General features: G+C 71.2%; 19 protein-coding genes. 15 read left to right on the top strand and 4 right to left on the bottom strand.

Annotated features, from left to right (window positions below; translation table 11 throughout):
* Positions 1 to 197 precede the first annotated feature (197 nt).
* Positions 198 to 3,824, top strand: coding sequence for a chromosome segregation protein SMC (smc, locus tag ABZV42_RS25090; protein WP_355986636.1), 3,627 nt, complete (start codon positions 198 to 200; stop codon positions 3,822 to 3,824).
* 314 nt (positions 3,825 to 4,138) lie between these two features.
* Here smc and ABZV42_RS25085 read toward each other — a convergent pair whose 3' ends face one another.
* On the bottom strand, positions 4,139 to 4,477 hold the full coding sequence (locus ABZV42_RS25085; protein ID WP_355986634.1) for a DUF4326 domain-containing protein: 339 nt from the start codon (positions 4,475 to 4,477) through the stop codon (positions 4,139 to 4,141).
* Positions 4,478 to 5,002: 525 nt separating this feature from the next.
* Here ABZV42_RS25085 and ABZV42_RS25080 point away from each other — a divergent pair.
* Positions 5,003 to 6,421 (top strand): sugar porter family MFS transporter, encoded by a 1,419-nt coding sequence (locus ABZV42_RS25080; RefSeq protein WP_356053625.1) that lies wholly within the window; start codon positions 5,003 to 5,005, stop codon positions 6,419 to 6,421.
* Between the two features lie 131 nt (positions 6,422 to 6,552).
* On the opposite strand, the gene ABZV42_RS25075 is transcribed toward ABZV42_RS25080, so the two are convergent.
* Complete coding sequence (locus tag ABZV42_RS25075) at positions 6,553 to 7,521, bottom strand: LLM class flavin-dependent oxidoreductase (protein ID WP_355986630.1); 969 nt, start codon at positions 7,519 to 7,521, stop codon at positions 6,553 to 6,555.
* Positions 7,522 to 8,041: 520 nt separating this feature from the next.
* Here ABZV42_RS25075 and ftsY point away from each other — a divergent pair.
* Positions 8,042 to 9,244, top strand: a complete 1,203-nt coding sequence (gene ftsY, locus ABZV42_RS25070) for a signal recognition particle-docking protein FtsY (RefSeq protein ID WP_355986628.1) — start codon at positions 8,042 to 8,044, stop codon at positions 9,242 to 9,244.
* Positions 9,245 to 9,341: 97 nt separating this feature from the next.
* Here the strand turns inward: ftsY and ABZV42_RS25065 are convergent, their stop codons facing one another.
* Complete coding sequence (locus ABZV42_RS25065) at positions 9,342 to 10,004, bottom strand: bifunctional DNA primase/polymerase (RefSeq protein WP_355986625.1); 663 nt, start codon at positions 10,002 to 10,004, stop codon at positions 9,342 to 9,344.
* Positions 10,005 to 10,450: 446 nt separating this feature from the next.
* Between ABZV42_RS25065 and ABZV42_RS25060 the strand changes: the two genes are divergently transcribed.
* The 6 genes from ABZV42_RS25060 (at position 10,451) to ftsH (ending at position 20,500) form a co-directional block, all read left to right on the top strand.
* Entirely contained in the window at positions 10,451 to 11,926 is a 1,476-nt protein-coding gene (locus ABZV42_RS25060; RefSeq protein WP_355986623.1) for a hypothetical protein, read from the top strand.
* A gap of 428 nt (positions 11,927 to 12,354) precedes the next feature.
* Complete coding sequence (locus ABZV42_RS25055) at positions 12,355 to 13,692, top strand: ammonium transporter (protein ID WP_355986621.1); 1,338 nt, start codon at positions 12,355 to 12,357, stop codon at positions 13,690 to 13,692.
* Positions 13,689 to 14,027, top strand: a complete 339-nt coding sequence (locus ABZV42_RS25050; protein ID WP_142192909.1) for a P-II family nitrogen regulator — start codon at positions 13,689 to 13,691, stop codon at positions 14,025 to 14,027. The genes ABZV42_RS25055 and ABZV42_RS25050 overlap by 4 nt, the downstream gene beginning before the upstream one ends.
* A 40-nt stretch (positions 14,028 to 14,067) precedes the next feature.
* Positions 14,068 to 16,527 carry a [protein-PII] uridylyltransferase gene (locus ABZV42_RS25045; RefSeq protein WP_356053623.1) on the top strand — a complete coding sequence of 820 codons (2,460 nt, stop codon included), beginning with the start codon at positions 14,068 to 14,070 and terminating at the stop codon, positions 16,525 to 16,527.
* 349 nt (positions 16,528 to 16,876) lie between these two features.
* The gene (gene ffh, locus ABZV42_RS25040) at positions 16,877 to 18,430 is read left to right on the top strand and encodes a signal recognition particle protein (RefSeq protein WP_355986617.1); all 1,554 of its coding nucleotides are present in this window, start codon (positions 16,877 to 16,879) and stop codon (positions 18,428 to 18,430) included.
* Positions 18,431 to 18,565: 135 nt separating this feature from the next.
* A complete protein-coding gene (gene ftsH, locus ABZV42_RS25035) occupies positions 18,566 to 20,500 on the top strand; it encodes an ATP-dependent zinc metalloprotease FtsH (protein WP_355986615.1) in 1,935 nt (644 codons plus the stop codon).
* 51 nt (positions 20,501 to 20,551) lie between these two features.
* On the opposite strand, the gene ABZV42_RS25030 is transcribed toward ftsH, so the two are convergent.
* Positions 20,552 to 21,409, bottom strand: coding sequence for an SAM-dependent methyltransferase (locus tag ABZV42_RS25030; RefSeq protein ID WP_355986613.1), 858 nt, complete (start codon positions 21,407 to 21,409; stop codon positions 20,552 to 20,554).
* A 200-nt stretch (positions 21,410 to 21,609) separates the two neighbouring features.
* Here ABZV42_RS25030 and proS point away from each other — a divergent pair, with 200 nt between their 5' ends.
* The 6 genes from proS to trmD all read left to right on the top strand — a co-directional run bounded on the left by proS (position 21,610) and on the right by trmD (position 26,627).
* Positions 21,610 to 23,025, top strand: coding sequence for a proline--tRNA ligase (gene proS, locus ABZV42_RS25025; protein ID WP_355986611.1), 1,416 nt, complete (start codon positions 21,610 to 21,612; stop codon positions 23,023 to 23,025).
* A 251-nt stretch (positions 23,026 to 23,276) separates the two neighbouring features.
* Positions 23,277 to 23,873 (top strand): hypothetical protein, encoded by a 597-nt coding sequence (locus ABZV42_RS25020; protein ID WP_037625093.1) that lies wholly within the window; start codon positions 23,277 to 23,279, stop codon positions 23,871 to 23,873.
* Positions 23,874 to 24,341: 468 nt separating this feature from the next.
* Positions 24,342 to 24,761 (top strand): 30S ribosomal protein S16, encoded by a 420-nt coding sequence (gene rpsP / locus ABZV42_RS25015; protein ID WP_355986609.1) that lies wholly within the window; start codon positions 24,342 to 24,344, stop codon positions 24,759 to 24,761.
* A 2-nt stretch (positions 24,762 to 24,763) separates the two neighbouring features.
* On the top strand, positions 24,764 to 25,003 hold the full coding sequence (locus ABZV42_RS25010) for an RNA-binding protein (RefSeq protein WP_003973401.1): 240 nt from the start codon (positions 24,764 to 24,766) through the stop codon (positions 25,001 to 25,003).
* A 215-nt stretch (positions 25,004 to 25,218) separates the two neighbouring features.
* The gene (rimM, locus tag ABZV42_RS25005; protein ID WP_355986608.1) at positions 25,219 to 25,806 is read left to right on the top strand and encodes a ribosome maturation factor RimM; all 588 of its coding nucleotides are present in this window, start codon (positions 25,219 to 25,221) and stop codon (positions 25,804 to 25,806) included.
* Positions 25,806 to 26,627 carry a tRNA (guanosine(37)-N1)-methyltransferase TrmD gene (gene trmD, locus ABZV42_RS25000; protein ID WP_356053621.1) on the top strand — a complete coding sequence of 274 codons (822 nt, stop codon included), beginning with the start codon at positions 25,806 to 25,808 and terminating at the stop codon, positions 26,625 to 26,627. Before rimM ends, trmD begins: the two co-directional genes overlap by 1 nt.
* The last annotated feature ends 16 nt before the right edge of the window (positions 26,628 to 26,643 follow it).

Raw genomic sequence — 26,643 nt, 5'->3', positions numbered from 1 at the left:
ACCATGACAGCAGTGGTTGGGCAGCCCGAATCAACCGCTAAGTTGTCAGATTTGCAAGGGACGCCCTCCGGCGTCCCTTCTTTCTTTCCCCCGAGCACCCTTCCCCCCCTCTTCAACGTCTGGTGTGCCCTGCGTGTTCATGGGCGAAACCGCGCGTTCATGGAGTGAGACCGGCCCGAAAGGTAGAGTCCAGCGGCGTGCACCTCAAGGCCCTGACCCTGCGCGGGTTCAAGTCGTTCGCCTCCGCGACCACGCTGCGGTTCGAGCCGGGCATCACCTGTGTCGTGGGCCCCAACGGCTCGGGCAAGTCCAACGTCGTGGACGCGCTCAGCTGGGTCATGGGCGAGCAGGGCGCCAAGTCGCTGCGCGGCGGCAAGATGGAGGACGTCATCTTCGCCGGCACCACCGGGCGTCCGCCGCTCGGCCGTGCCGAGGTCTCCCTGACCATCGACAACTCCGACGGGGCGCTGCCCATCGAGTACGCCGAGGTCACCATCACGCGGATCATGTTCCGCAACGGCGGCAGCGAGTACCAGATCAACGGCGACACCTGCCGACTGCTCGACATCCAGGAGCTGTTGTCCGACTCCGGCATCGGCCGTGAGATGCACGTCATCGTCGGCCAGGGCCAGCTCGACTCCGTCCTGCACGCCGACCCGATGGGCCGGCGCGCCTTCATCGAGGAGGCGGCCGGCGTCCTCAAGCACCGCAAGCGCAAGGAGAAGGCGCTGCGGAAGCTGGACGCCATGCAGGCGAACCTCGCCCGCGTCCAGGACCTCACCGACGAACTGCGGCGCCAGCTCGCGCCGCTCGGCCGGCAGGCCGCCGTGGCCCGCCGCGCCGCCGTCATCCAGGCCGACCTGCGCGACGCCCGGCTGCGCCTCCTCGCCGACGATCTCGTACGTCTGCGCGGGGCGCTCCGGTCCGAGATCGCCGACGAGGCCGCGCTCAAGGACCGCAAGGACACCGCCGAGGCCGAGCTCAGGAAGGCGCTCCAGCGCGAGGCCCTGCTGGAGGACGAGGTACGGCAGCTGACGCCGCGTCTCCAGCGCGCACAGCAGACCTGGTACGAACTCTCCCAGCTCGCGGAGCGGGTGCGCGGCACGGTCTCACTGGCCGACGCGCGGGTCAAGAGCGCCACCTCGGTTCCAGCCGAGGAGCGGCGCGGGCGCGACCCCGAGGACATGGAGCGCGAGGCCGCCCGCGTCCGCGAGCAGGAGGCCGAGCTCGAAGCGGCCCTGGAGGCGGCCGAACGGGCCCTCGAGGACACGGTCGCGCACCGCGCCGAACTGGAACGCGAACTGGCGGTCGAGGAGCGCCGGCTCAAGGACGTGGCCCGCGCCATCGCCGACCGCCGCGAGGGCCTCGCCCGCCTGGGTGGCCAGGTCAACGCCGCCCGTTCACGCGCCGCCTCCGCACAGGCCGAGATCGACCGGCTCGCCGCCACCCGCGACGAGGCCCGGGAGCGCGCGGTCGCGGCCCAGGAGGAGTACGAGCAGCTGAAGGCCGAGGTCGACGGACTCGACGCGGGCGACGCCGACCTCGCCGAGCAGCACGAGGCGGCCAGGCGGGCCCTGTCCGACGCGGAGGCCGCGCTCGGCGCCGCCCGCGAGGGAGCCACCGCCGCCGAACGACGACGGGCCGCCACCCAGGCCCGCCGCGACGCACTCGCCCTCGGCCTGCGGCGCAAGGACGGCACGGGAGTGCTGCTCGGCGCCACGGACCGGCTCACCGGAGTACTCGGCCCCGCCGCCGGACTGCTGTCGGTCACCCCTGGTTTCGAGGTCGCGCTCGCCGCCGCGTTCGGCGTGGCCGCCGACGCCGTCGCGGTCACCACCCCCGCCTCGGCCGCGGAGGCCATCCGTCTGCTGCGCAAGCAGGACGCGGGCCGCGCGGCCCTGCTGCTCGCCGGAGCACCCGAGGAACCCGGCACCGGCACCGATACCGGCAGCGCACCGGCGAACGGCGCCTCCACCGGCGTACGCCTTCAGGACCACGGCCCGGACGGGGAAGGCGGCGACGGACCGTCGTACGCCGCCGATCTCGTCCGGGGTCCCACCGAGCTGATGCCCGCCGTACGGCGGCTGCTGCGCGGGATCGTCGTCGTCGGCACCCTGGAGGACGCCGAGGACCTGGTCTACGCACGCCCAGGACTCACCGCGGTGACCGCCGAGGGCGACCTGCTCGGGGCGCACTTCGCGCACGGCGGGTCCGCCGGGGCGCCCAGCCTGCTCGAGGTGCAGGCGGCCGTGGACGAGGCGACGGCCGAGATCGAGGAACTGGCCGTGCGCTGCGATGAGTTGGCCGAGGCGCAGCGACTGGCCACCGAGCTGCGCGGAGAACGGGCCGCGCTCGTCGAGGAGTTGGGGGAGCGGCGACGGGCCGCCGAGCGGGAGAAGTCGTCCGTCGCGCAGCAGCTCGGACGCCTCGCCGGGCAGGCGCGGGGCGCCGCTGGCGAGGCGGAGCGCGGCACCGCGGCCGCCGCCCGCGCGCAGGAAGCGCTCGACCGGGCCATGGCCGAGGCGGAGGAACTCGCCGAACGGCTCGCCGTGGCCGAGGAGATGCCGGTCGAGGAGGAACCCGACACCTCGGTACGGGACCGGCTCGCCGCGGACGGTGCCAACGCGCGGCAGACGGAGATGGAGGCCCGCCTCCAGGTCCGTACGCACGAGGAGCGGGTGAAGGGACTCGCCGGACGGGCCGACTCGCTGGACCGCGCCGCCCGGGCCGAACGCGAGGCACGCGCGCGTGCCGAACAACGGCGCGCCCGGCTGCGCCACGAGGCGGCCGTCGCTTCGGCCGTCGCCTCCGGCGCCCGGCAGCTGCTCGCGCACGTCGAGATCTCGCTGGCCCGTGCCGAGGAGGAGCGCACCGCCGCCGACACCGCCAAGGCCCGTCGTGAGCAGGAGCTCGTGACCGCGCGCGGCCAGGGCCGCGATCTCAAGGCGGAGCTGGACAAGCTCACCGACTCGGTGCACCGGGGCGAGGTCCTCGGCGCCGAGAAGCGGATGCGCATAGAGCAACTGGAGGCGAAGGCGCTGGACGAACTCGGCGTCGAGCCGGCGGGACTCGTCGCCGACTACGGCCCCGACCAGCTCGTACCGCCGTCGCTGCCCGCCGAGGGCGAGGAACTGCCCGAGGACCCCGAGCACCCGCGCAACCAGCCCCGCCGGTTCCACCGCGCCGAGCAGGAGAAGCGGCTCAAGTCGGCCGAACGGGCGTACCAGCAGCTCGGCAAGGTCAATCCGCTGGCCCTGGAGGAGTTCGCCGCGCTGGAGGAACGCCACAAGTTCCTCAGCGAGCAGCTGGAGGACCTCAAGAAGACGCGCACCGACCTTCTCCAGGTGGTGAAGGAGGTCGACGAGCGCGTCGAGCAGGTCTTCACCGAGGCGTACCGGGACACCGCCCGGGAGTTCGAGGGCGTCTTCAGCCGGCTGTTCCCGGGCGGGGACGGGCGGCTCATCCTGACCGACCCCGACAACATGCTCACCACGGGGGTCGACGTGGAGGCGAGGCCTCCGGGCAAGAAGGTCAAGCGGCTCAGTCTGCTCTCCGGCGGCGAGCGGTCGCTGACCGCCGTCGCGCTCCTCGTGTCGATCTTCAAGGCGCGCCCCAGCCCCTTCTATGTGATGGACGAGGTCGAGGCGGCGCTGGACGACACCAACCTCCAGCGGCTGATCATGATCATGCAGGAGCTCCAGGAGGCCTCCCAGCTGATCGTGATCACGCACCAGAAGCGCACGATGGAGGTCGCCGACGCGCTGTACGGCGTCTCCATGCAGGGCGACGGCGTCTCCAAGGTCATCAGCCAGCGCCTGCGCTGACCGCCACCCGAACCCACCCCCGGCCCTGCATCCGCATCCGGAACCGGACCGGGATCGGGACTCGCATCCGCACCCGGACCCGCACCCGGACCCGCACCCGGACCCGCACCCGGACCCGCACCCGCATCCGCGCCGGGAGTTCTCCGGCCGGCTCTGCCCCGCTCACGGCCATCCGGGTCATCGGCCGACGGAGCCCGGGGCGACGCCCAAGGCTTCGTGTCCGCCCATGCGTTCGGCTCCGGGTCCGGGTCCGGCTATGAGTCCGGGTCCGGGTTCGGCTATGAGTCCGGCTCCGGGTTCGGCTATGAGTCCGGCTACTCGTCCGGCTCCGGAAGGTCCGCGCCCACGCCCTCGTCCGCGAGTTCGGCGAGCACCTCGGCGTGGCAGCGCTCGGGGACGCACCAGCAGCCGAGGCGGTGGCCGCGCAGGGCCGGGAGCCGGGCCAGCAGCTCCGGGCGCCCCAGCAGATAGGCGCGGTACATCTCGACGACCTCCTCCCGGGTGCCGTCGTGACCCGGGCGGAACGGGCTCGCCAGCGGGGAGCCGGCCAGATGCCAGCCGCCCCGGTGCATGGCGCGGCCGACATACACCACATCGGCGTACGCGGGATCGTCGCGGTGACCCTTGAGGTTGACGACCGTGGTCTGCGGCATGACCGGATCCTCGTCGCTCGGGCCGCCGCGGGCAACGCGAACACGCCCTGGACCGCGCCTCTCCCACCCTCCGTCCGGACCCACCGTGTGCGGAGCGTCACACCCCGCTCGCCTCGCCCCGTACGCCCCCGACGGAACAGCCCTCGCGGCCGCCGACCGAACGGCGATTTCGGCGGGCCAGATCGCCCGAACGCCCGAACGGCCGGGCCGCGGGCACGCCGCCGTGCTGCGCATTCCGCGGTTCTCACCGGGCGGAACGAGACCGCGGCCGAGCGCGCCCGACAGCTCTCGTTGGTCCATTCAGTGCACTTGATGTTCAAGTCTTGAACACAACTGCGTCACTAGAACCGGGAGAAATTCACAACTACCCCAAGTTTGACTTCGAAACTTGAAGGCATAGTCTCTGCGACGTTGCTTTTACCTTCAGGTGGTGGCCCGCGTGAACCTGTGCGCCACTGGTAACCACCATCGAAGGCTTTCGCCCCCCACCCCCGGCAGCGAGGCCGGTGGCCCGAGGAGTCTTACGTGACCAGCGCATCGCAGGCACCTGTGCCAGGAGCCAGGCCGGCTCCTCCCGAGCATCTCGGGCATGTCATCTTCATCGCGGCGGCGGCCGCGATGGGCGGCTTCCTGTTCGGCTACGACAGCGCTGTGATCAATGGCGCGGTCGAGGCCATCCGCGACCGTTACAACATCGGCTCCGCGGCCCTGGCCCAGGTCATCGCCATCGCACTGATCGGCTGTGCCATCGGCGCCGCGGCCGCCGGCCGCATGGCCGACCGCATCGGACGCATCCGCTGCATGCAGATCTCCGCGAGTCTCTTCACCATCAGCGCCGTCGGCTCGGCACTGCCCTTCGCGCTGTGGGACCTCGCCTTCTGGCGCATCATCGGCGGATTCGCCATCGGTATGGCCTCCGTCATCGGCCCCGCCTACATCGCCGAGGTCTCCCCGCCCGCGTACCGCGGCCGGCTCGGCTCGTTCCAGCAGGCCGCGATCGTCGTCGGCATCGCCATCTCGCAGCTCGTCAACTACGCCATCCTCCAGGCCGCCGACGGTGACCAGCGGGGTACAGTGTTCGGCCTGGAAGCCTGGCAGGTCATGCTCGGCGTCATGGTCGTCCCGGCCGTCCTCTACGGTCTGCTGTCCTTCGCCATTCCCGAGTCCCCGCGCTTCCTGCTCGAGGTCGGCCGCAGGGGCCAGGCCCGCGAGGTGCTCAAGGAGGTCGAGGGCGACAAGATCGACCTGGACGCCCGGGTCGTCGAGATCGAGACCGCCATGAAGCGCGAGCACAAGTCGACCTTCAAGGACCTGCTCGGCGGCGGTTTCCTCTTCCTGCCGATCGTCTGGGTCGGTATCGGCCTCTCGGTCTTCCAGCAGTTCGTCGGCATCAACGTCGCGTTCTACTACTCCTCGACGCTGTGGCAGTCGGTCGGCGTCGACCCGACGGACTCGTTCTTCTACTCGTTCACGACGTCGATCATCAACATCATCGGCACCGTGATCGCCATGATCTTCGTGGACCGTGTCGGCCGTAAGCCGCTCGCCCTCATCGGCTCGGTGGGTATGGCCATCGGTCTCGGCCTGGAGGCCTGGGCCTTCTCCTACGACCTGGTCGACGGCAAGCTGCCGGCCACCCAGGGCTGGGTCGCCCTGGTCGCCGCCCATGTCTTCGTCCTCTTCTTCGCCCTCTCCTGGGGTGTCGTGGTCTGGGTGTTCCTCGGCGAGATGTTCCCGAACCACATCCGGGCGGCCGCGCTCGGTGTCGCCGCCTCCGCGCAGTGGATGGCCAACTGGGCCATCACCGCGAGCTTCCCGTCGCTGGCCGACTGGAACCTCTCCGCGACCTATGTGATCTACACCTGCTTCGCCGTGCTCTCCATCCCCTTCGTCCTCAAGTTCGTCAAGGAGACGAAGGGCAAGGCGCTGGAGGAGATGGGCTGACCGCCCTTGTCACCGGTGGCTCCCCACGGCCGCCGGTGACTCCCCCTGACTCGAGGAGAAGGGCCAAGTCCCCGCTGCCCCTCTCCTCGTACTCGTGAAGAGGGCGTACTGCCCCGGCTCGGACCGTCAGGTCACGCGAGCCGGGGCAGCACGCTTTCGCAGAACAGATGGAGGCTCCGCCAGCCCTCGTCCAGGGGCATCCCGCCGGACAGCGGATGCAGGACCAGGTTGTCCAGGCCCTGCTCCACGCACTGGTCGGGGGTGAGGACGCGGTAGACGCCCTCGGCCCGCAGCTCCCCGACCGTCGTGGCCGCCGACTTCACCGCGGAGCGGATCTCGCCGGACTGCCAGGAGGCGTACGTCCGCGCCTCGTGCAGGAAGTGGCGGCCGTACTCGGCCCAGGCCCGGTCCGGGTCCTCGGCGATGTGCAGCAGTGGCGTCTCGGCGCCGGGCATCATGGTCCAGCCCTCGGTGCCGTACTCGATGAGCCGCTCCTTGTAATAGGCCTCCAGCTCGGGCAGGTGCGCGCTCGGGAAGAAGGGCAGCCCGAGCCGGGCGGCGCGCCGGGCCGCGGCCCTGGAGGAGCCGCCCACCAGCAGCAGGGGGTGCGGGTCGGAGAACGGACGCGGGGTGACCCGTACCGTGCGGCCCCGGTAGGTGAACTCCTCGCCGGTCCACGCCTTCAGCACCGTCTCCAGGAGCTCGTCCTGGAGCTTGCCGCGCCGCTTCCAGTCCACGTCGAACTGCGCGTACTCCTCGGGCCGGTAGCCGATGCCGGCCACCGTCACCAGGCGGCCGCCGCTGAGCAGGTCGAGCACGGCGATGTCCTCGGCGAGACGCAGCGGGTCGTGCAGCGGGCCGATGACCGCCGAGACGGTGACCGCCACACGCCGGGTCGCTCCGAAGACGGCGCCCGCGAACGCGAAGGGCGAGGGCAGCCAGTTGTTGGCGACGCCGTGGTGTTCCTCCGTCTGCACCGTGGTGATCCCGCGGTCGTCGGCGTACGTGGCCATCTCGACGGCGGCCCGGTAGCGGGCGCTGAGCGAGGCGGGGGTGGCGTCGGGTTCGACGAGGTTGAAGCGCACGACCGTCACGGGCATGGGGAGTCCCCCTTCGTGTGTGGAGAGGGACGGTAGCTGACGGAGCGTCAGACAGCCAGAGGCGTGACAGGTGCCACGAAACGCCGGGCCGGGCGTCCCGCGGTTCGTGCGTGGCGCCACGACGGGCATCACCCGGCGCGCACGGACCGGACGACAGCGCGCGCACCGTCATGCCCCGGACGCGAAGACAGTCCCGGGCACACAGGGTCCGGACGACTCGCGCGCCCTCGCTCCGGACGCGAAGGCAGTGCGGGGCGGGCGCGGGCCGGACGAGTCCGCGCTCACCTTCGCCCATGCCCTGGACGCGAAGGCGGTGCCGGGCACACAGGGACCGGCACCACCTCGCGCGCACCCCCGCCCACGCCCTGGACGCGAAGGTGGTGCCGGGTGCGTCACGACTCGGCTTTCCAGGGCTTCCGGCGGAGCGTGTCCGGTCGGCGGGGCGGTGGGCCCCCGTGGGGGCGCGCAGCGCGCGCGGACAGCGGCCCGCGAGCCGGGGCTCACGCATACTGGACCCGTTATGGAAACCATCATCCTTGCTGTAGTCATCGCCGTGGTGGTGATCGGCGCACTCGGTGGGCTCGTCGTCGGCAGTCGCAAGCGGAAGCAGCTGCCCCCGCCGCCCCCCGCCGCCCCCGACATCACCGCCCCTCCGGCCGAACCGCACGTCGGCGACGAGGCCGAGACGCCGCGCGACGAACCGCGCCGCACCCTGGAGGAGGTGGATCTCCCCGACGGCTCGGCCGCCCCGTCGGTCGTCGTCGAGGAACCTCCGGCCGCCCCCCAGATCGAGATCCCGGAGCCGACCGCCGGCCGGCTGGTGCGCCTGCGCACCCGGCTCTCCCGCTCGCAGAACGCGCTCGGCAAGGGGCTGCTCACGCTGCTCTCGCGCGAGCACCTCGACGACGACACCTGGGAGGAGATCGAGGACACACTGCTCGTCGCCGACGTCGGTGTGCAGCCCACCCAGGAACTGGTCGAGCGGCTGCGCGAGCGCGTGAAGGTCCTCGGCACGCGCACGCCGGACGAGCTGCGCGGCCTGCTGCGCGAGGAGCTTGTCCAGCTGCTCGTCCCGGAGTTCGACCGCGAGGTCAAGACGGACTCGAACCTCGACACCCCGGGCATCGTGATGGTCGTCGGAGTCAACGGCACCGGCAAGACCACCACCACAGGCAAGCTCGCGCGCGTGCTCGTCGCCGACGGCAAGAACGTCGTGCTCGGCGCGGCCGACACCTTCCGTGCCGCCGCGGCCGACCAGCTCCAGACCTGGGGCGACCGCGTGGGCGCCCGTACCGTCCGCGGCCCCGAGGGCGGCGACCCCGCCTCGATCGCGTTCGACGCGGTCAAGGAAGGCATCGAGGAGGGCGCGGACGTCGTCCTCATCGACACGGCGGGCCGGCTCCACACCAAGACCGGCCTCATGGACGAGCTCGGCAAGGTCAAGCGCGTCGTGGAGAAGCACGCCCCGCTCGACGAGGTGCTGCTCGTCCTCGACGCGACCACCGGCCAGAACGGTCTGGTGCAGGCGCGTGTGTTCGCCGAGGTCGTGGAGATCACCGGCATCGTGCTGACCAAGCTCGACGGCACGGCGAAGGGCGGCATCGTCATCGCGGTGCAGCGCGAGCTGGGCGTCCCGGTCAAGCTCGTCGGGCTCGGCGAGGGCGCGGACGACCTGGCGCCGTTCGAGCCGGAGGCGTTCGTTGACGCCCTTATCGGCGACTGACCACCCGCGTGAACGCGTAGGTGAACGAAGAAGCGCCCGCCCCCGCGGCACTGCCGGGGGGACGGGCGCTTCGTCGTGTACGGCGTGTGCCGGTGGCTCAGGCCCGTGAACGGTGCGCCACGTAGGCGAGCGTGCCCAGCAGCAGCCTGGCCGGCGGCGGCTTCGTGGCGGAGTCGAGGACGGGGGAGCGCAGCCAGCGGACCGGGCCGAGCCCCCCGCGGTCGGAGGGCGGGGCGGTGATGAACGTGCCAGGGCCGAGGCCGTGCAGGTCGAGGGAGGCGTCGTCCCAGCCCATGCGGTAGAGCAGCTCGGGAAGTTCGGCGGCGGAACCGGGGGAGACGAAGAAATGGGCGCGGCCGTCCGCGGTGGCCGTGACGGGACCGAGCGGCAGCCCCATGCGCTCCAGCCGGACGAGTGCGCGGCGCCCCGCAGGCTCGGCCACCTCGATCACGTCGAAAGCCCGGCCGACCGGCAGCATCACCGCGGCCCCCGGGAAGCCGGCCCAGAGGCCGGTCGCCTCGTCCAGTGTCGTGCCCGCCGGGATCGTCGGGGCGAAGGAGAGGGGATGCGCGCCCGGAGCCGGGCAGTCGGCCCGGCCGCACGAGCACGCCCCCGCGGCGGCTCGGGCACCCGGGACCACGTCCCATCCCCACAGTCCGGTGAACGCGGCGACGGCGGTGCCCTCCGACGAGCGGCCGCGGCGACGAGCACCGGTCCGGATGTCGCGCATCGCCCGACTACTGCCGATCGTGAAGCCCATGCCCCCTCCAACGGGTTCGATGCGCCCGTGGTTACGTGACGGAACCGGATTGTCACCCTCTGTTCCTGGCTGCCCGGTATCGCGCGATCCAGGCGGCGCCTTGTCGTGCATGGGGTGGTGCGCCCGGCTCGACGCGCCCTGGAGTGCGCCTCTTCGCCCACCCTCGGTCGTTCCGTGTCAAGTGAATCGCGAGCAGGGCGACTGGAGTTCATTCGAAGGGGTGGCGAATGGTGGCGATTCATCGATCGCCATGGCCGGACGCGTGATCGTAGGATTACTTTGTGTGCACGAGCCCTTGGGCTTGTTTACTCGTGAGTATGCCAAGGGCAAGCCGGGTTCCCGTTCGAAGGGTGACAACTACCGGACGCGCGGCCGCGTTTACGGGCATTCTGATAGGGCTTGGCGCAGAGCGGCGACAAGTGGTCTCGGGGAGTGGGGGCGTTCCAGTGGGCGGCAACGGCGGAGGCGGGACGAACGCTGACAAGCGCCCCAACGAGCTGCTCGGCTCGTGGTTCGTGCGCAGTGGCTGGTCGAAGGGCGAGCTGGCGCGCCAGGTGAACCGCAGGGCCCGCCAGTTGGGGGCCAACCACATTTCGACGGACACCTCGCGGGTGCGCCGCTGGCTGGACGGGGAGAACCCGCGCGAGCCCATTCCGCGGATCCTGTCGGAGCTGTTCTCCGAGCGGTTCGGCTGTGTCGTCGCGGTGGAGGACCTCGGTCTGCGCACGGCCCACCAGGCACCCTCCGTGTCCGGCGTCGACCTGCCGTGGACCGGCCCCCAGACCGTCGCCCTGATCAGTGAGTACTCGCGCAGCGACCTGATGCTGGCGCGGCGCGGCTTCCTCGGCAGTTCGCTGGGCCTCGCCGCGGGCCCGGCGCTCATCGAGCCCATGCAGCGCTGGCTCGTCCCCACGCCCGGGGGGCAGTACGAGGCGACCGAGCCGCCGGCCTCGACGCGCCGCGGCGGCAGGCTCTCCCAGCCGGAGCTCGACCTCCTGGAATCAACCACCGTGATGTTCCGTCAGTGGGACGCGAAGTGCGGCGGCGGACTGCGCCGCAAGGCCGTCGTCGGCCAGCTGCACGAGGTGACGGACCTCCTCCAGGAGCCGCAGCCCGCCGCCACCCAGAAGCGGCTGTTCAAGGTCGCCGCCGAACTGGCCGAGCTGGCGGGCTGGATGAGCTACGACGTGGGCCTCCAGCCCACCGCCCAGAAGTACTTCGTGCTCGCGCTGCACGCCTCGAAGGAGGCGGGCGACAAGCCGCTCGGCTCGTACATCCTCTCCAGCATGAGCCGTCAGATGATCCACCTCGGGCGGCCCGACGACGCGCTGGAGCTGATCCACCTCGCCCAGTACGGCAGCCGGGACTGCGCCGGCCCGCGCACCCAGTCGATGCTGTATGCGATGGAGGCCCGCTCCTACGCCAACATGGGCCAGCCCGGAAAGTGCAAGCGGGCCGTGCGCATGGCCGAGGACACCTTCGCCGACGTGCACGAGTGGGACGAGCCGGACCCCGACTGGATCCGCTTCTTCTCCCGGGCCGAGCTGTACGGCGAGAACTCGCACTCCTACCGCGATCTCGCCTACGTCGCCGGACGCAGCCCCACGTACGCCTCCATGGCCGAGCCCCTGATGCAGCAGGCGGTCGACCGTTTCGGCAAGGACTCCGAGCACCAGCGGTCGTACGCGCTCAACCTCATCGGCATGGCCACCGTGCACCTTCTCCAGCGCGAGCCCGAGCAGAGTGCGGTCCTGGCCAAGGAAGCCCTCAGGATCGGCAAGAAAGTGCGCTCCGAGCGCGTCAACACTCGTATCCGAAAGACGGTCGACACCGCGGTACGCGAGTTCGGGGATCTCGCCGAGATCATCGACCTCACCGACCAGCTCGCCGTCGACCTGCCCGAGACCGCCGAGGCGGTCTGACCCCCGGCCGCCGCGGCGGCCCCGCCCAGAACCCCGGCTGCGGCCGGCCGTCCCGAACTGACCGACTCGGCTCCCCCATGCCAGGTCATCGGACGGCCCGCCGTGGCCGGTTCCGCTGTGTGCGGCCCCGGCCCGCGCCGCTCCCGCGAAAGCGGCCGGCCGCGGGCGGGACGTTCCCCACGGCTGCTCCCGCCCCGGACGCCGTGAGCGCCCTGCCGGGGATTGCGTCACGATAACGATCGCTTCGACCGCAATGGGGCAGTTCATGAACGTGTAACACACGGAGCGCCTTCGTCACGGGCGCGAAACATCGAGGGGCGTCGACGGAAACCGCGCTGCGTCAATCTCATGGCGCATAACCGGCCCACCCCTCACGACCCACTCAGGCTTCGCCCGCACGGGGCCGTACCAACGACGAGGAGACGCCGATGGCACCAGCCATCACCCTTGCCGCAGAGGCACCCAAGCTCTCTGCCGCCAACACAGGGTTCATGCTCATCTGTTCCGCCCTGGTGCTCATCATGACGCCCGGCCTCGCCTTCTTCTACGGAGGCATGGTCCGCGTCAAGAGCACCCTCAACATGCTGATGATGAGCTTCATCAGCATGGGGATCATCACCATCCTGTGGGTGCTGTACGGCTTCTCCCTCGCCTTCGGCACGGACAAGGGATCGTTCATCGGCTGGACCTCGGACTGGGTCGGCCTGAGCAACATCGGCCTGACGGAGCTGTGGCCCGGCTACACCATCCCGGTGTTCGTCTTCATGGTCTTCCAGCTCATGTTCGCGATCATCACGCCCGCGCTGATAAGCGGTGCTCTCGCGGACCGCGTGAAGTTCGGCGCGTGGTCGCTCTTCATCACTCTGTGGGCCACGCTCGTCTACTTCCCGGTAGCCCACTGGGTGTGGGGCACCGGCGGCTGGGCCTTCGACCTCGGTGTGATCGACTTCGCCGGTGGAACGGCAGTCCACATCAACGCGGGCGCCGCGGCGCTCGGCGTGATCCTGGTCATCGGCAAGCGCGTCGGCTTCAAGAAGGACCCGATGCGCCCGCACAGCCTTCCGCTGGTGATGCTCGGCTCCGGTCTGCTGTGGTTCGGCTGGTTCGGATTCAACGCCGGCTCGTGGCTCGGCAACGACGACGGCGTCGGCGCGCTGATGTTCGTCAACACGCAGGTCGCCACCGCGGCCGCCATGCTGGCTTGGCTCGTCTACGAGAAGATCCGGCACGGCGCGTTCACCACACTGGGCGCCGCCTCCGGCGCGGTCGCCGGTCTGGTCGCCATCACCCCCTCCGGCGGAGCGGTCTCCCCGCTCGGCGCCATCGCGGTCGGTGCCATCGCCGGTGTCCTGTGCGCCATGGCCGTGGGCCTGAAGTACAAGTTCGGCTACGACGACTCCCTGGACGTCGTCGGTGTCCACCTCGTCGGCGGTGTCATCGGCTCCCTGCTGATCGGCCTCTTCGCCAGCGGCAAGGGCCAGTCGACGGTCGAGGGCCTCTTCTACGGCGGCGGCCTGACCCAGTTCTGGAAGCAGTGCGCCGGCGTGTTCGCCGTCCTCGGCTACTCCCTGGTCGTCTCCGCGATCCTCGCCTTCCTCATCGACAGGACCATGGGCATGCGGGTCACCGAGGACGAGGAGATCGCCGGCATCGACCAGGCCGAGCACGCCGAGACCGCATACGACTTCAGCGGCGCCGGCGGCGGCGCCGTCCGGACCGCCGTGCCCGCCCCGGCCGACACGGACGCCAAGAAGGTGGACGCATGAAGCTCATCACCGCCGTCGTGAAGCCTCACCGGCTCGACGAGATCAAAGAGGCGCTCCAGGCCTTCGGGGTCCACGGACTGACGGTCACCGAGGCGAGCGGCTACGGTCGGCAGCGGGGACACACCGAGGTGTACCGCGGCGCCGAGTACACGGTCGACCTCGTCCCCAAGATCCGCATCGAGGTGCTGGTCGAGGACGACGACGCCGAACAGCTCATCGACGTCGTCGTGAAGGCGGCCCGTACAGGCAAGATCGGTGACGGCAAGGTGTGGTCCGTACCGGTCGACACGGCGGTCCGGGTCCGGACCGGCGAGCGCGGCCCGGACGCACTCTGACCGGATCGGCCCGCACGAAAAGAAAGACAGGAGTCGCTGGGTGACGAGCACGGACACGCGAGTGGAAGCAGAGGACTCGGGACCCAGCGGCTACGCGGCGGCCCGGCTGCGCCTCCTCCAGGAGGGGGCGCGGTCCGGGCCGCCGCGCCGTGCCGCCCTCGCGGAACTGACGGACGACTGGCTGAGCGGCCTGTTCACCGCCGGATCGAAGGGCCTGCGCGGGGTCTCCCTCGTCGCCGTCGGCGGCTACGGCCGCGGCGAGCTCTCACCCCGCAGCGATCTCGACCTGCTCCTCCTGCACGACGGCACCGACTCCGGCGCCGTCGCCGCCCTCGCCGACCGCGTCTGGTACCCCGTATGGGACCTCGGCCTCGATCTCGACCACTCGGTCCGCACTCCCGCCGAGGCCCGCAAGACCGCCGCCGACGACCTCAAGGTCCAGCTCGGCCTGCTCGACGCCCGCCACATCGCCGGCGACCTCGGCCTCACCGCCGGACTGCGCACCGCCGTCCTCGCCGACTGGCGCAACCAGGCACCGAAGCGGCTGCCCGAACTCCAGGAACTGTGCGCGGAGCGCGCCGAACGCCAGGGCGAACTCCAGTACCTCCTCGAACCCGACCTGAAGGAGGCCCGCGGCGGACTGCGCGACGCCACCGCGCTGCGCGCCGTCGCCGCGTCCTGGCTCGCGGACGCACCCCGCGAGGGCCTCTCCGACGCCCGGCGCAGGCTTCTGGACGTCCGTGACGCCCTCCACCTCGCCACCGGCCGCGCCACCGACCGTCTCGCCCTCCAGGAACAGGACCAGGTCGCCGCCGAACTCGGGCTGCTCGACGCCGACACCCTGCTGCGCCAGGTGTACGAGGCCGCCCGCGTCGTCTCGTACGCCAGCGACGTCACCTGGCGCGAGGTCGGACGCGTCCTGCGCTCACGCGCCGTACGCCCGCGGCTGCGCGCCATGCTCGGCGGCGGCAAACCCGTCGCCGAACGGTCCCCCCTCGCCGAGGGCGTCGTCGAACAGGACGGCGAGGTCGGGCTCGCCCGCGCCGCCCGGCCCGAGCGCGACCCCGTGCTCCCGCTGCGTGCCGCCGCCGCCGCCGCGCAGGCGGACCTCCCGCTCTCCCTGCACGCCGTACGGCGCATGGCCGCCGCCGTACGTCCCCTCCCCACGCCCTGGCCCGCCGAGGCCCGCGAACAGCTGGTCACCCTGCTCGGCTCGGGCCGCCCGACCATCGAGGTCTGGGAGGCGCTGGAGGCGGAGGGGCTGATCACCCGGCTGCTGCCCGACTGGGAGCGGGTGCGCTGCCGGCCGCAGCGCAACGCCGTCCACATCTGGACCGTCGACCGCCACCTCATCGAGACGGCCGTCCGCGCCTCCGAACTGACCCGCCGTGTCGGCCGCCCCGACCTCCTCCTCGTCGCCGCCCTGCTCCACGACATCGGCAAGGGCTGGCCCGGCGACCACTCCGTGGCCGGCGAGATCATCGCCCGTGACGTGGCCGCCCGCATCGGCTTCGACCGCGTGGACGTGGCCGTGCTCGCCACCCTCGTACGCCACCATCTGCTGCTCGTCGACACCGCGACCAGGCGTGACCTGGAGGACCCGGCCACCGTCCGCTCGGTCGCCGAGGCCGTCGGATCCCAGGGCACCCTGGAACTGCTGCACGCGCTCACCGAGGCGGACGCGCTGGCCACCGGGCCGGCGGCCTGGTCCTCCTGGCGCGGCTCCCTCGTCGCCGACCTGGTCAAACGGGTCTCGGCGGTGCTCTCCGGCGACGCTCCCGAGGAACCGGAGGCCGCCGCCCCGACCGCCGAGATGGAACGCCTCGCGATCGAGGCGTGCCGCACGGGCGGACCCGTGCTGTCCCTGCGCGCCCAGACGGAAGCCCTCGACACCGAGGCCGAATCCGACGGCGACCAGGACGACCCGGAGCCGCTCGGTGTGGAGCTCCTCATCGCCGTCCCCGACCAGCCGGGCGTGCTCCCCTCGGTGGCCGGCGTCCTCGCCATGCACCGGCTGACCGTCCGCACCGCGGAACTGCGCGCCCTTGACCTGCCCGACGGTGTCGAGGGCTCCGTCCTGCTCCTCAACTGGCGGGTCGCCGCCGAGTACGGCTCCCTGCCGCAGGCCGCCCGGCTGCGCGCCGACCTCGTACGCGCCCTCGACGGCTCCCTCGACATCACCGCCCGCCTCGCCGAGCGCGACGCCGCCTATCCGCGCCGCCGGGGCGTCGTCGCGCCCCCCGCGCGGGTCACCGTCGCGCCCGCGGCCTCCCGGCTGGCCACGGTCATCGAGGTCCGCGCCCACGACGCCCCTGGCCTGCTGCACCGCATCGGACGGGCCCTGGAGAACGCGCGGGTGCGGGTACGGAGCATGCACGTCTCCACGCTCGGCGCGAACGCCGTGGACGCCTTCTATGTGACAGGCGCGAAGGGGGAACCCCTGCCGGGGGAGGAGGCGGCCTCGGTGGCCCGCGCCCTGGAGGAGGCGCTGCGGGCCTGATTTCGGGGCCGTCGGGGCCGTGCTGCTGCCGTCAGCCGTCAGCCGTCAGCCATCTGCCATCGCCGTCGGCCCCGCGCTCGTTCCGTGCTGCGGTCTGCGGTCTGCCGGGTGCGGTCCGCCTTTCTGCCGTCCGGCCGCTGTCGAGTGCCGGGCGGATATGTGATCTCCGCGACCCGGGGAGCCGTCCGATGGCCGAAAGCCGGTCCGGCAGGGGCCGCGGACCGCTTCCGAGGCGCTGCGGACCTCGTCCTCGCACGCCGAATGCGGTGTGCGGGGACGAATCGCTTGCGGGGACAGATACCCTGGAGGGCAGCCCGAAACGACCCCGACTCCGAGGACCGAAGCCACCGTGTTCGATACCCTCTCCGACCGCCTCAGCGCGACGTTCAAAAACCTCCGCGGCAAGGGGCGCCTCAGTGAGGCGGACATCGACGCCACGGCCCGCGAGATCCGCATCGCGCTCCTTGAAGCCGACGTCGCCCTGCCCGTCGTCCGGACGTTCATCAAGAACGTCAAGGAGCGGGCCATGGGCATCGAGGTCTCCAGGGCCCTCAACCCCGCCCAGCAGGTCCTGAAGATCGTCAACGACGAGCTCGTCACGATCCTCGGCGGTGAGACCCGTCGTCTCCGGTTCGCCAAGAACCCGCCCACCGTGATCATGCTCGCGGGCCTCCAGGGCTCGGGAAAGACCACGCTCGCCGGAAAGCTCGGCAAGTGGCTCAAGGACCAGGGACACTCCCCGATCCTCGTCGCCGCCGACCTCCAGCGCCCGAACGCGGTGAACCAGCTCAGCGTCGTCGCCGAGCGCGCGGGCGTCGCCGTGTACGCCCCCGAGCCCGGCAACGGTGTCGGCGACCCGGTCAAGGTCGCCAAGGACTCCATCGAGTTCGCCAAGGCCAAGGTCCACGACATCGTGATCGTGGACACCGCCGGCCGCCTCGGCATCGACCAGGAGCTGATGCAGCAGGCCGCGGACATCCGCGACGCCGTCAGCCCCGACGAGATCCTCTTCGTCGTCGACGCGATGATCGGTCAGGACGCGGTCAACACGGCCGAGTCCTTCCGCGACGGCGTCGGCTTCGACGGCGTGGTGCTCTCCAAGCTCGACGGTGACGCCCGCGGTGGTGCCGCCCTGTCGATCCGGCAGATCACCGGCAAGCCGATCATGTTCGCCTCCAACGGAGAGAAGCTCGACGACTTCGACGCCTTCCACCCGGACCGGATGGCTTCCCGCATCCTCGACATGGGTGACCTCCTCACCCTGATCGAGCAGGCGGAGAAGACGTTCAGTCAGGAAGAGGCCGAGAAGATGGCCTCCAAGCTGGCGTCCAAGAAGGGCCAGGACTTCACCCTGGACGACTTCCTGGCCCAGATGGAGCAGGTCCGGAAGATGGGCAGCATCAGCAAGCTGCTCGGCATGCTCCCGGGCATGGGCCAGATCAAGGACCAGATCAACAACCTGGACGAGCGGGACGTCGACCGCGTCGGCGCGATCATCAAGTCGATGACCCCGGGTGAGCGCCACGACCCGACGATCATCAACGGCTCGCGCCGCGCCCGTATCGCCAAGGGCTCGGGCGTCGAGGTCAGCGCGGTCAAGGGCCTGGTCGAGCGCTTCTTCGAGGCCCGCAAGATGATGTCCCGCATGGCCCAGGGCGGCGGGATGCCGGGCATGCCCGGGATGCCGGGCATGGGCGGCGGCCCCGGCCGCGCCAAGAAGAAGCCGAAGCAGGCCAAGGGCAAGCAGCGCTCCGGCAACCCGATGAAGCGCAAGCAGCAGGAGGACGAGGAGGCCGCTCGCCGCGAGGCGGGCGCGCAGGGCGGCAACGCCTTCGGCCTCCCGCAGCAGGGCGCCCAGGAGGACTTCGAGCTGCCGGACGAGTTCAAGAAGTTCATGGGCTGACGCCCGTGGCCTGACCTCCCGTCCCGTACGGGAGCGCATTCGTGACGCCCGCTGGGGGCGCCCCTCACCGCGAGGGGCGCCCCCAGCGGCATGAGCGCGGGTGCCGCTGTCCGCCATCTGTCGTAACGTCCCCTTATGAGCAATCCCGTGCCGCCGCGCAAGGCACCGGACCAGCCGTGGCGTACCGAGGGCACTCCGCCCGAGCCGACACCGCCGCCGGGCGGCCGGCGGAAGCTGCCCGGCGGCTGGTGGAGCCTGGCCCTCGCCGCGCTCATCGTGTTCCTCGTCGCCAACCTGGTGCTGTCCTTCTACAACCAGGGCAACGAGCCGACGATCTCGTACACGGAGTTCAGCCGGCAGGTCGGCGACGGCAACGTCACCAAGATCTACGCCAAGGGCGACGCGATCCAGGGGCAGCTCAAGAACTCCCAGGAGAAGCCCGGCGGCGACGGGAAATACACCAAGTTCAAGACCCAGCGCCCGGTCTTCGCCGACGACAAGCTCTGGGAGAACCTCCAGAAGCACGACGTCACGGTGACCGCCTCGCCGGTGGTCCAGGAACGCAGCTTCCTGTTCAACCTGCTGATCTCGCTCGCCCCGATGATCCTGCTCGTCGTCCTGTGGATCTTCATCGCCCGGCGGATGGGCTCCGGCATGGGCGGCGCGGGTGGCATGCTCGGCCGCAAGACGCCCCCGAAGCCCGTCGAACTCGTGCCGGGCGGCAAGCGCACGACCTTCGCCGACGTGGCCGGCATCGACGAGGTGGCCGGCGAGGTCGACGACGTCGTGGACTTCCTCAAGAACCCCGACGCGTACCGCCGGATGGGCGCGAAGATGCCGCGCGGGGTGCTGCTGGCGGGCCCGCCGGGCACCGGAAAGACCTTGCTGGCCCGGGCGGTCGCGGGGGAGGCGGGTGTCCCCTTCTTCTCCGCCTCCGCCTCCGAGTTCATCGAGATGATCGTCGGCGTCGGTGCCTCACGCGTCCGCGAACTGTTCGCCGAGGCCCGCAAGGTGGCCCCGTCCATCATCTTCATCGACGAGATCGACACCATCGGACGGTCACGGTCGGGCGGCTCCGCCATGGGCGGCCACGACGAGCGCGAGCAGACGCTCAACCAGATCCTCACCGAGATGGACGGCTTCTCCGGCGCGGAGGGCGTCATCGTCATCGCGGCCACCAACCGCGCGGACGTCCTGGACCCGGCGCTCACCCGTCCCGGCCGCTTCGACCGCGTCGTCAGCGTCTCGCCCCCCGACCGCGGCGGCCGGGAGGCGATCCTGGAGATCCACACCCGCGAGATCCCCCTGGCCCCGAACGTGGACCTGACCCAGGTGGCCCGTACGACCCCGGGCATGACCGGCGCGGACCTCGCCAACCTCGCCAACGAGGCGGCCCTCCTCGCCGTGAAGCGCAAGCAGGACCAGGTGACACAGAGCGACCTCTCCGAAGCGCTCGAAAAGGTCCAGCTCGGTGCCGAACGCTCCCTGGTCATGCCCTACGAGGAACGACGCCGCACCGCGTACCACGAGAGCGGCCACGCCCTCCTCGGGATGCTGCGGCCCGGCGCCGACCCGGTCCGCAAGATCACCATCGTCCCGCGCGGCCGCGCCCTCGGCGTCACCCTCTCGACGCCGGACGCGGACCGGTACGCGTACACCGAGGAGTATCTGCGCGGCCGGATCATCGGCGCCCTCGGCGGCATGGCCGCCGAGCACGTCGTCTACGACGTCGTCACCACGGGCTCGGAGAACGACCTGGAACAGGTCACGAACCTGGCCCGCGGCATGGTGGCCCGCTGGGGCATGAGCGAACGCGTCGGCAGGCTCTCCGCACTGCCGGGCGACGCCCAGCAGGCGTACGGCCTCTCGGCTGCCCCGGGCACCCTCGACTCCATCGACCACGAGATGCGCCGCATCGTCGACGAGTGCTACGAGGAAGCCTGCCGCAAGCTCCGCGACCACCGAGGACAGCTGGACGCCCTCGCGGAGGCGCTACTCGCGAACGAGACCCTGGAGGAGGCCGAGGCCTACCGGATCGCCGGGGTGCCCCGGACGGTCAAGGAGGACTGAACGCCCGGCCCGGGACCGGCCCCCGTGTGTCCGACTGGTCCGGGGGCCGCCTCAGGGCGTACGGGCGATCAGATACCGGAACACGTTGGGCATCCAGACGGTCCCGTCCCGCCGCAGATGAGGATGCAGCGCCTCGGCCACTTCCTTGTCGACCTGGGCCTGGTCGGTGGCCTGGACCGCGGCGTCGAAGAGCCCCGTGGAGAGCAGCCCTCGTACGGCACTGTCCACATCGGCGTAGCCGAACGGGCAGGCCACCCGCCCCGAGCCGTCCGGCCGCAGCCCGGCCCGCTCGGCGACCTCCTCCAGGTCGTCCCGGCAGGCGGCGCGCCAGCTCGCCGCACCGCGCAGGGGATCGGCCAGCTTGGTGGCCACCCGCAGCACGGCCGAGGTGGCGCACCGCTCCGGCGGCCCCCACCCGACCAGCACCACGGGCGTTCCCCGGCCGGCGAGCGGTGCCGCCTCCGCGAGCAGCGAACCGAGCCCCTCGGAGTCGCCGGCCGCGCAGCCGATCGGCTCGAACGCGGTCACCAGGGTGTAGTCCGGTGCCGCCCCGGCCGCCGTGTCCCGGGGGGACCCGGCCACGATCCGGGCCTCGGCGCGCGGGCCGGTGTCCCCGTCCCGCGGCCCCAGACGTTCCCGTGCCAGGGCCAGCCGTTCGGGCGACGAGGAGTCGACACCCGTGACCGCGGCGCCGCGGGAGGCCGCCATCAGCAGGGCGAGCCCCGACCCGCAGCCGAGCCCGAGCAGCCGTGTCCCGCCGCCCACTTCGAGCCGGTCGTAGACCGCCTCGTAGAGCGGCACCAGCATCCGCTCCTGGATCTCGGCCCAGTCACGCGCGCGTGCACCCCGGTCCGCGCGGGGCGATGGGCCCGCATGAGGAAGGTGCTGCCGCACGAGCGTAGGTGTCATCGAAAGTGCCCCAATCCGCCGAGAGTTGCCGCCGGGCCTCCTTTCCTCCGCCCCCGCGCGAAAGGCCCGCACTCCCCCCGTATGTCAGGTAACTCCGCCCTCGACGTGCCGTCCAGGGGTTGCGGGGGCCCGTTTGTGCCCCGGCCGCGAAAGGCGCAAGAATTCACATACCGGCAACGTGTGCCCGTAGCATCACCCGCATGGCAAAGGCACCCGTTCTCACGCCCAGGGCGGACGATTTCCCGCGCTGGTACCAGGACTTGATCAACAAGGCCGAGCTCGCCGACAACGGGCCGGTGCGCGGCACCATGGTCATCCGGCCCTACGGGTACGGGCTGTGGGAGCGGATGCAGCAGGAGATGGACGCCCGCATCAAGGAAGCGGGTGCCCAGAACGCCTACTTCCCGCTGTTCATCCCGCAGTCGTACCTGACCCGGGAGGCGGAGCACGTCGAGGGCTTCGCGCCCGAACTCGCGGTCGTCACGCACGGCGGCGGCAAGGAGCTGGAGGAGCCGGTCGTCGTCCGCCCCACCTCCGAGACGATCATCAACGCCTCCTTCTCCAAGTGGGTGCAGAGCTACCGCGATCTGCCGCTGCTCATCAACCAGTGGGCGAACGTGGTCCGTTGGGAGATGCGCCCCCGGGTGTTCCTGCGGACGACCGAATTCCTCTGGCAGGAGGGCCACACCGCGCACGCCACGTACGAGGACGCCCGGGACTACGCCGCGTACATCCACAAGGAGGTGTACGCCGACTTCATGGTGAACGTCCTCGGCATCGATGTCGTCCTTGGCCGGAAGACGGCGAGCGAGCGGTTCGCGGGTGCCGTCAACACCCTCACCCTCGAAGGGATGATGGGCGACGGCAAGGCACTCCAGCTGGGCACCAGCCACGAGCTGGGCCAGAACTTCGCGAAGGCGTTCAACACGCGGTACCTGTCGAAGGACGGGAAGCAGGAGCTCGTCTGGCAGACCTCCTGGGGGTCCTCGACCCGCATGGTGGGTGGCCTGATCATGTCGCACGGCGATGACAGTGGGTTGCGGGTGCCGCCCCGGCTCGCCCCTGTACAGGTCGTCGTCCTCGCGATCAAGGGCGACGAGGCGGTTCTGGCCAAGGTCCACGAGATCGGCGACCGGCTGACCGCGGCGGGTGTGAGGGTTCGCGTCGACGACCGTACGGACACGCCGTTCGGGCGCCGCGCCGTCGACTGGGAGCTCAAGGGCGTCCCCGTACGGGTCGAGGTCGGCCCCCGTGACCTGGAGAACGGCACGGCGATGCTGGCCCGGCGCATCCCCGGGGGCAAGGAGCCGGTGGCCGTCGACGCGCTGGCGGCCCTGATCCCCGCCGTCCTCGAAGAGGACCAGGCGCTGCTCCTGAAGCAGTCCCGCGAGCGCCGCGAGTCGCGTACGTCGGACGTCTCGACGGTAGAGGCTGCCGTGGAGGCGGCCGTCGCGGGTGGCTGGGCGCGCATTCCCTGGGCCGACCTCGGCGAAGAGGGCGAGGCCCGGCTCGCCGAGCACGCGGTGACCGTACGGTGTCTGGTCGCCGAGGACGGGTCGGTGCCCGACGCCGACGACGCACCCGGTAACGTCGCCGTCGTCGCCCGCGCCTACTGAGCGGAACACGAGGGCGGCCGAAAGACCTCTTGCGCATCTGCCCGCCACAGGTGCCCCGGCGTGCTGATCCCGCCTACGCGCCGGGGCGTACGTGTGCCTACGTACCGCCTTGGTATGAGCTGTGACGCTTCTCCGCAGATCAGCGCACCCGCCCTCGTCGGGACGCATCAGTGCCAACTGACGGGTACGTGCAAATTATTTGGGATGCCCCGTAATAGGAACACGGAGGCACTCCCGCTCGTTCTCATTACGTGAGCACGACACCACCTGTTCTCGCCGCAGAGCTGGCAGGCGCGTGGGCCGACATTCAGCGGCACCACCCCGAACTGCCCGATCTTGCCGCGCCAGAGTCCCTGATCGGGGAGTCGTCGTCCGCCTGCGGACACGAACTCTCCTTCGAACGACTGCTTCACGAAGCAGTCCACGGCATCGCCGCCGCCCGCGGAGTCCGCGACACCTCGCGCGCCGGCCGGTATCACAACCGCAGATTCCTCGCGATCGCCGAGGAGCTGGGCCTCGACCACCCCGAGGAGCCGCATCCCAGCAGTGGCTTCTCGCTGGTCACGCTCAACCCCGAGGCGAAGCGCCGCTACCGCCCGACCATCGAGCGGCTCCAGCGCGCGCTGAAGGCGCACACGGCCGCCACGTCCGCTGACACCGCCCGCTCGTTCCGCGGCCCCGCCGCACGCCACGGCTCCTCAGGAGGAGGTGTCCGCGTCAAGGCTGTCTGTGACTGCGGGCGCAACGTGCGCGTGGTCCCGTCCGTCCTCGCGCAGGCGCCGATCGTCTGCGGAGGGTGCGGCAAACCCTTCCGGATTCCGGAGGTGGTCGGAGCGGCCGCCGGCTGAGGTCCGTGCTCCGCCGGCGTCTCGTGGGTGCCGGAAGAGTTCGCGTGGCCCGTGAGCAGTCGTGCCTCCCTCACCGTCTTTCGGCGCGTGGGGGAATTCAGGAGGCACGAGTGCGCACGGGCGGCACCTCTCCCGCGCCCCGGCGGCCGGTCCGAGCCGTCCCGTTCCTGACGGGCACCCGGAACGCCGGGTGCCCGTCAGGCATGGGCTCGTCCCGGCGCCCCGCCGGTCCGGGCGCCCGCTCGTCCAGGGTGGGCACGTCCAGGTGCGGGCTCGTCCGGATGTGGGCCCGGGCACCCTCGGTCCGTGCGGACCGCAAGATGTGGCAGAATGGTGCGCTGTACTCGACAGCCGCATAGGACCCCTCTCTCCTCCGGCTGACGCGTCCATCGGGCACTCGGGTACCGCAATCCCCACGCGGCCATCTCTGCGTGCCCAACCCCGTCAAGACCAGGAGACACCACTTCCGTGGCAGTCAAGATCAAGCTGAAGCGTCTGGGCAAGATCCGTTCGCCTCACTACCGCATCGTCGTCGCCGACTCCCGTACCCGCCGTGACGGCAGGGCCATCGAGGAGATCGGTCTGTACCACCCGGTGCAGAACCCTTCGCGCATCGAGGTCGACTCGGACCGTGCGCAGTACTGGCTGGGTGTAGGCGCGCAGCCGACCGAGCCCGTGCTCGCCATCCTGAAGCTGACCGGTGACTGGCAGAAGTTCAAGGGCCTGCCGGCCCCGGCTCCGCTGCTCGTCGCCGAGCCGAAGGCCGCGCGCCCGCTGTTCGACGCCCTCGGTGGCGACGACTCGGGCAAGGGTGAGGCCATCACCCAGAAGAAGAAGGCTGAGAAGAAGGACGAGGCTTCGGCCGAGTCCGAGTCGACCGAGGCCTGAGCATGCTCGAGGAGGCTCTCGAGCACCTCGTGAAGGGCATCGTCGACAACCCCGACGACGTGCAGGTCGCCTCGCGCAACCTGCGCCGCGGGCGCGTTCTCGAGGTCCGGGTCCACCCGGACGACCTCGGAAAGGTGATCGGCCGCAACGGCCGCACCGCGCGCGCTCTGCGTACCGTCGTGGGCGCCATCGGCGGCCGCGGTGTCCGCGTCGACCTCGTCGACGTGGATCACGTCCGCTGAGGTAACAGGCAGCACCGGCTCGGGCCGGGGAGGGCTTACGAGCCGTCCCCGGCCCGTAGTCGTCTGCGAACCCCTCCGGGCGGCGCCGGACCAGGCCGTCCGCGCACCCTCGCCGACGGCCCAGGACCGCGCGGACATCCGCGCCCCCCGGACGCCCGCGCCCCGCGGTCGTCCATGAAGCATTGCCGTCGGTACACGACAGGAGATCAAGCACAGTGCAGCTGGTAGTCGCTCGCGTCGGCCGTGCCCACGGCATCAAGGGCGAGGTCACCGTGGAGGTCCGCACCGACGAGCCGGAGCTGCGGCTCGGCCCCGGTGCCGTCTTGCTCACCGATCCGGCCTCCACCGGACCACTGACCATCGAGACGGGCCGCGTCCACAGCGGCCGTCTCCTGCTGCGCTTCGCGGGCGTGCGGGACCGCAACGCCGCCGAGGCCCTGCGCAACACCCTGCTGATCGCCGAGGTCGACCCGGACGCGACGCCCGAGGACCCGGAGGAGTACTACGACCACCAGCTCATGGACCTGGACGTGGTCACCACGGACGGCACCGAGGTCGGACGCATCACGGAGATCTCGCACCTGCCCTCGCAGGACCTGTTCGTGGTCGAGCGGGAGGACGGCACCGAGGTGCTGATCCCGTTCGTCGAGGAGATCGTCGTCGAGATCGACCTGGAGGAGCAGCGGGCCGTCATCGACCCGCCGCCCGGACTGATCGACGACCAGGCCGAGATCGTCTCCACCAGGGACGCCGAGAACGGTTCCGCCGAGGCCGGCGAGGACGCCACGGGAGCCGACGCCTGATGCGGCTCGACGTGGTCACGATCTTCCCCGAGTACCTGGAACCCCTGAACGTCTCGCTCGTCGGCAAGGCCCGCGCGCGCGGGCAGCTGAACGTGCACGTGCACGACCTCCGGGACTGGACGTACGACCGTCACAACACGGTCGACGACACGCCCTACGGCGGCGGCCCCGGCATGGTCATGAAGACGGAGCCCTGGGGCGAGGCCCTGGACTCCGCCCTGGCGGACGGATACGAGACGGGCGCCCACGGCCCCGCCCTCGTGGTCCCCACCCCCAGCGGGCGCCCGTTCACCCAGCAGCTCGCCGTCGAGCTGTCCGAGCGTCCTTGGCTCGTCTTCGCGCCCGCGCGCTACGAGGGCATCGACCGCCGTGTCATCGACGAGTACGCGACGCGGATGCCGGTCTACGAGGTGTCCATCGGCGACTACGTGCTCGCCGGCGGCGAGGCGGCCGTCCTCGTCGTCACCGAGGCCGTGGCCAGGCTGCTGCCGGGCGTCCTCGGCAACGCCGAGTCCCACCGGGACGACTCCTTCGCCCCCGGCGCCATGGCCAACCTCCTGGAGGGCCCGGTGTACACCAAGCCCCCCGAGTGGCGCGGCCGTGAGATCCCCGACGTGCTGGTCAGCGGCCACCATGGGAAGATCGCCCGCTGGCGCCGCGACGAGGCCCTGCGCCGCACCGCGGCCAACAGGCCCGACCTCATCGAGCGCTGTGAGGCCTCCGCCTTCGACAAGAAGGACCGTGAGATGCTCTCGATCCTCGGCTGGCAGCCGGAGCCCGGCGGCCGATTTTGGCGCAGACCCGAGGCCGTGGAAGAATAGGCCGCTGCTCTACGTC

Origin of the sequence: Streptomyces sp. NPDC005281 (genome assembly GCF_040607495.1) — a bacterium.
Lineage (GTDB): Bacteria > Actinomycetota > Actinomycetes > Streptomycetales > Streptomycetaceae > Streptomyces.
Note: the sequence above shows the minus strand (reverse complement) of the source record. Positions and strands in the feature narration are given on the sequence as shown.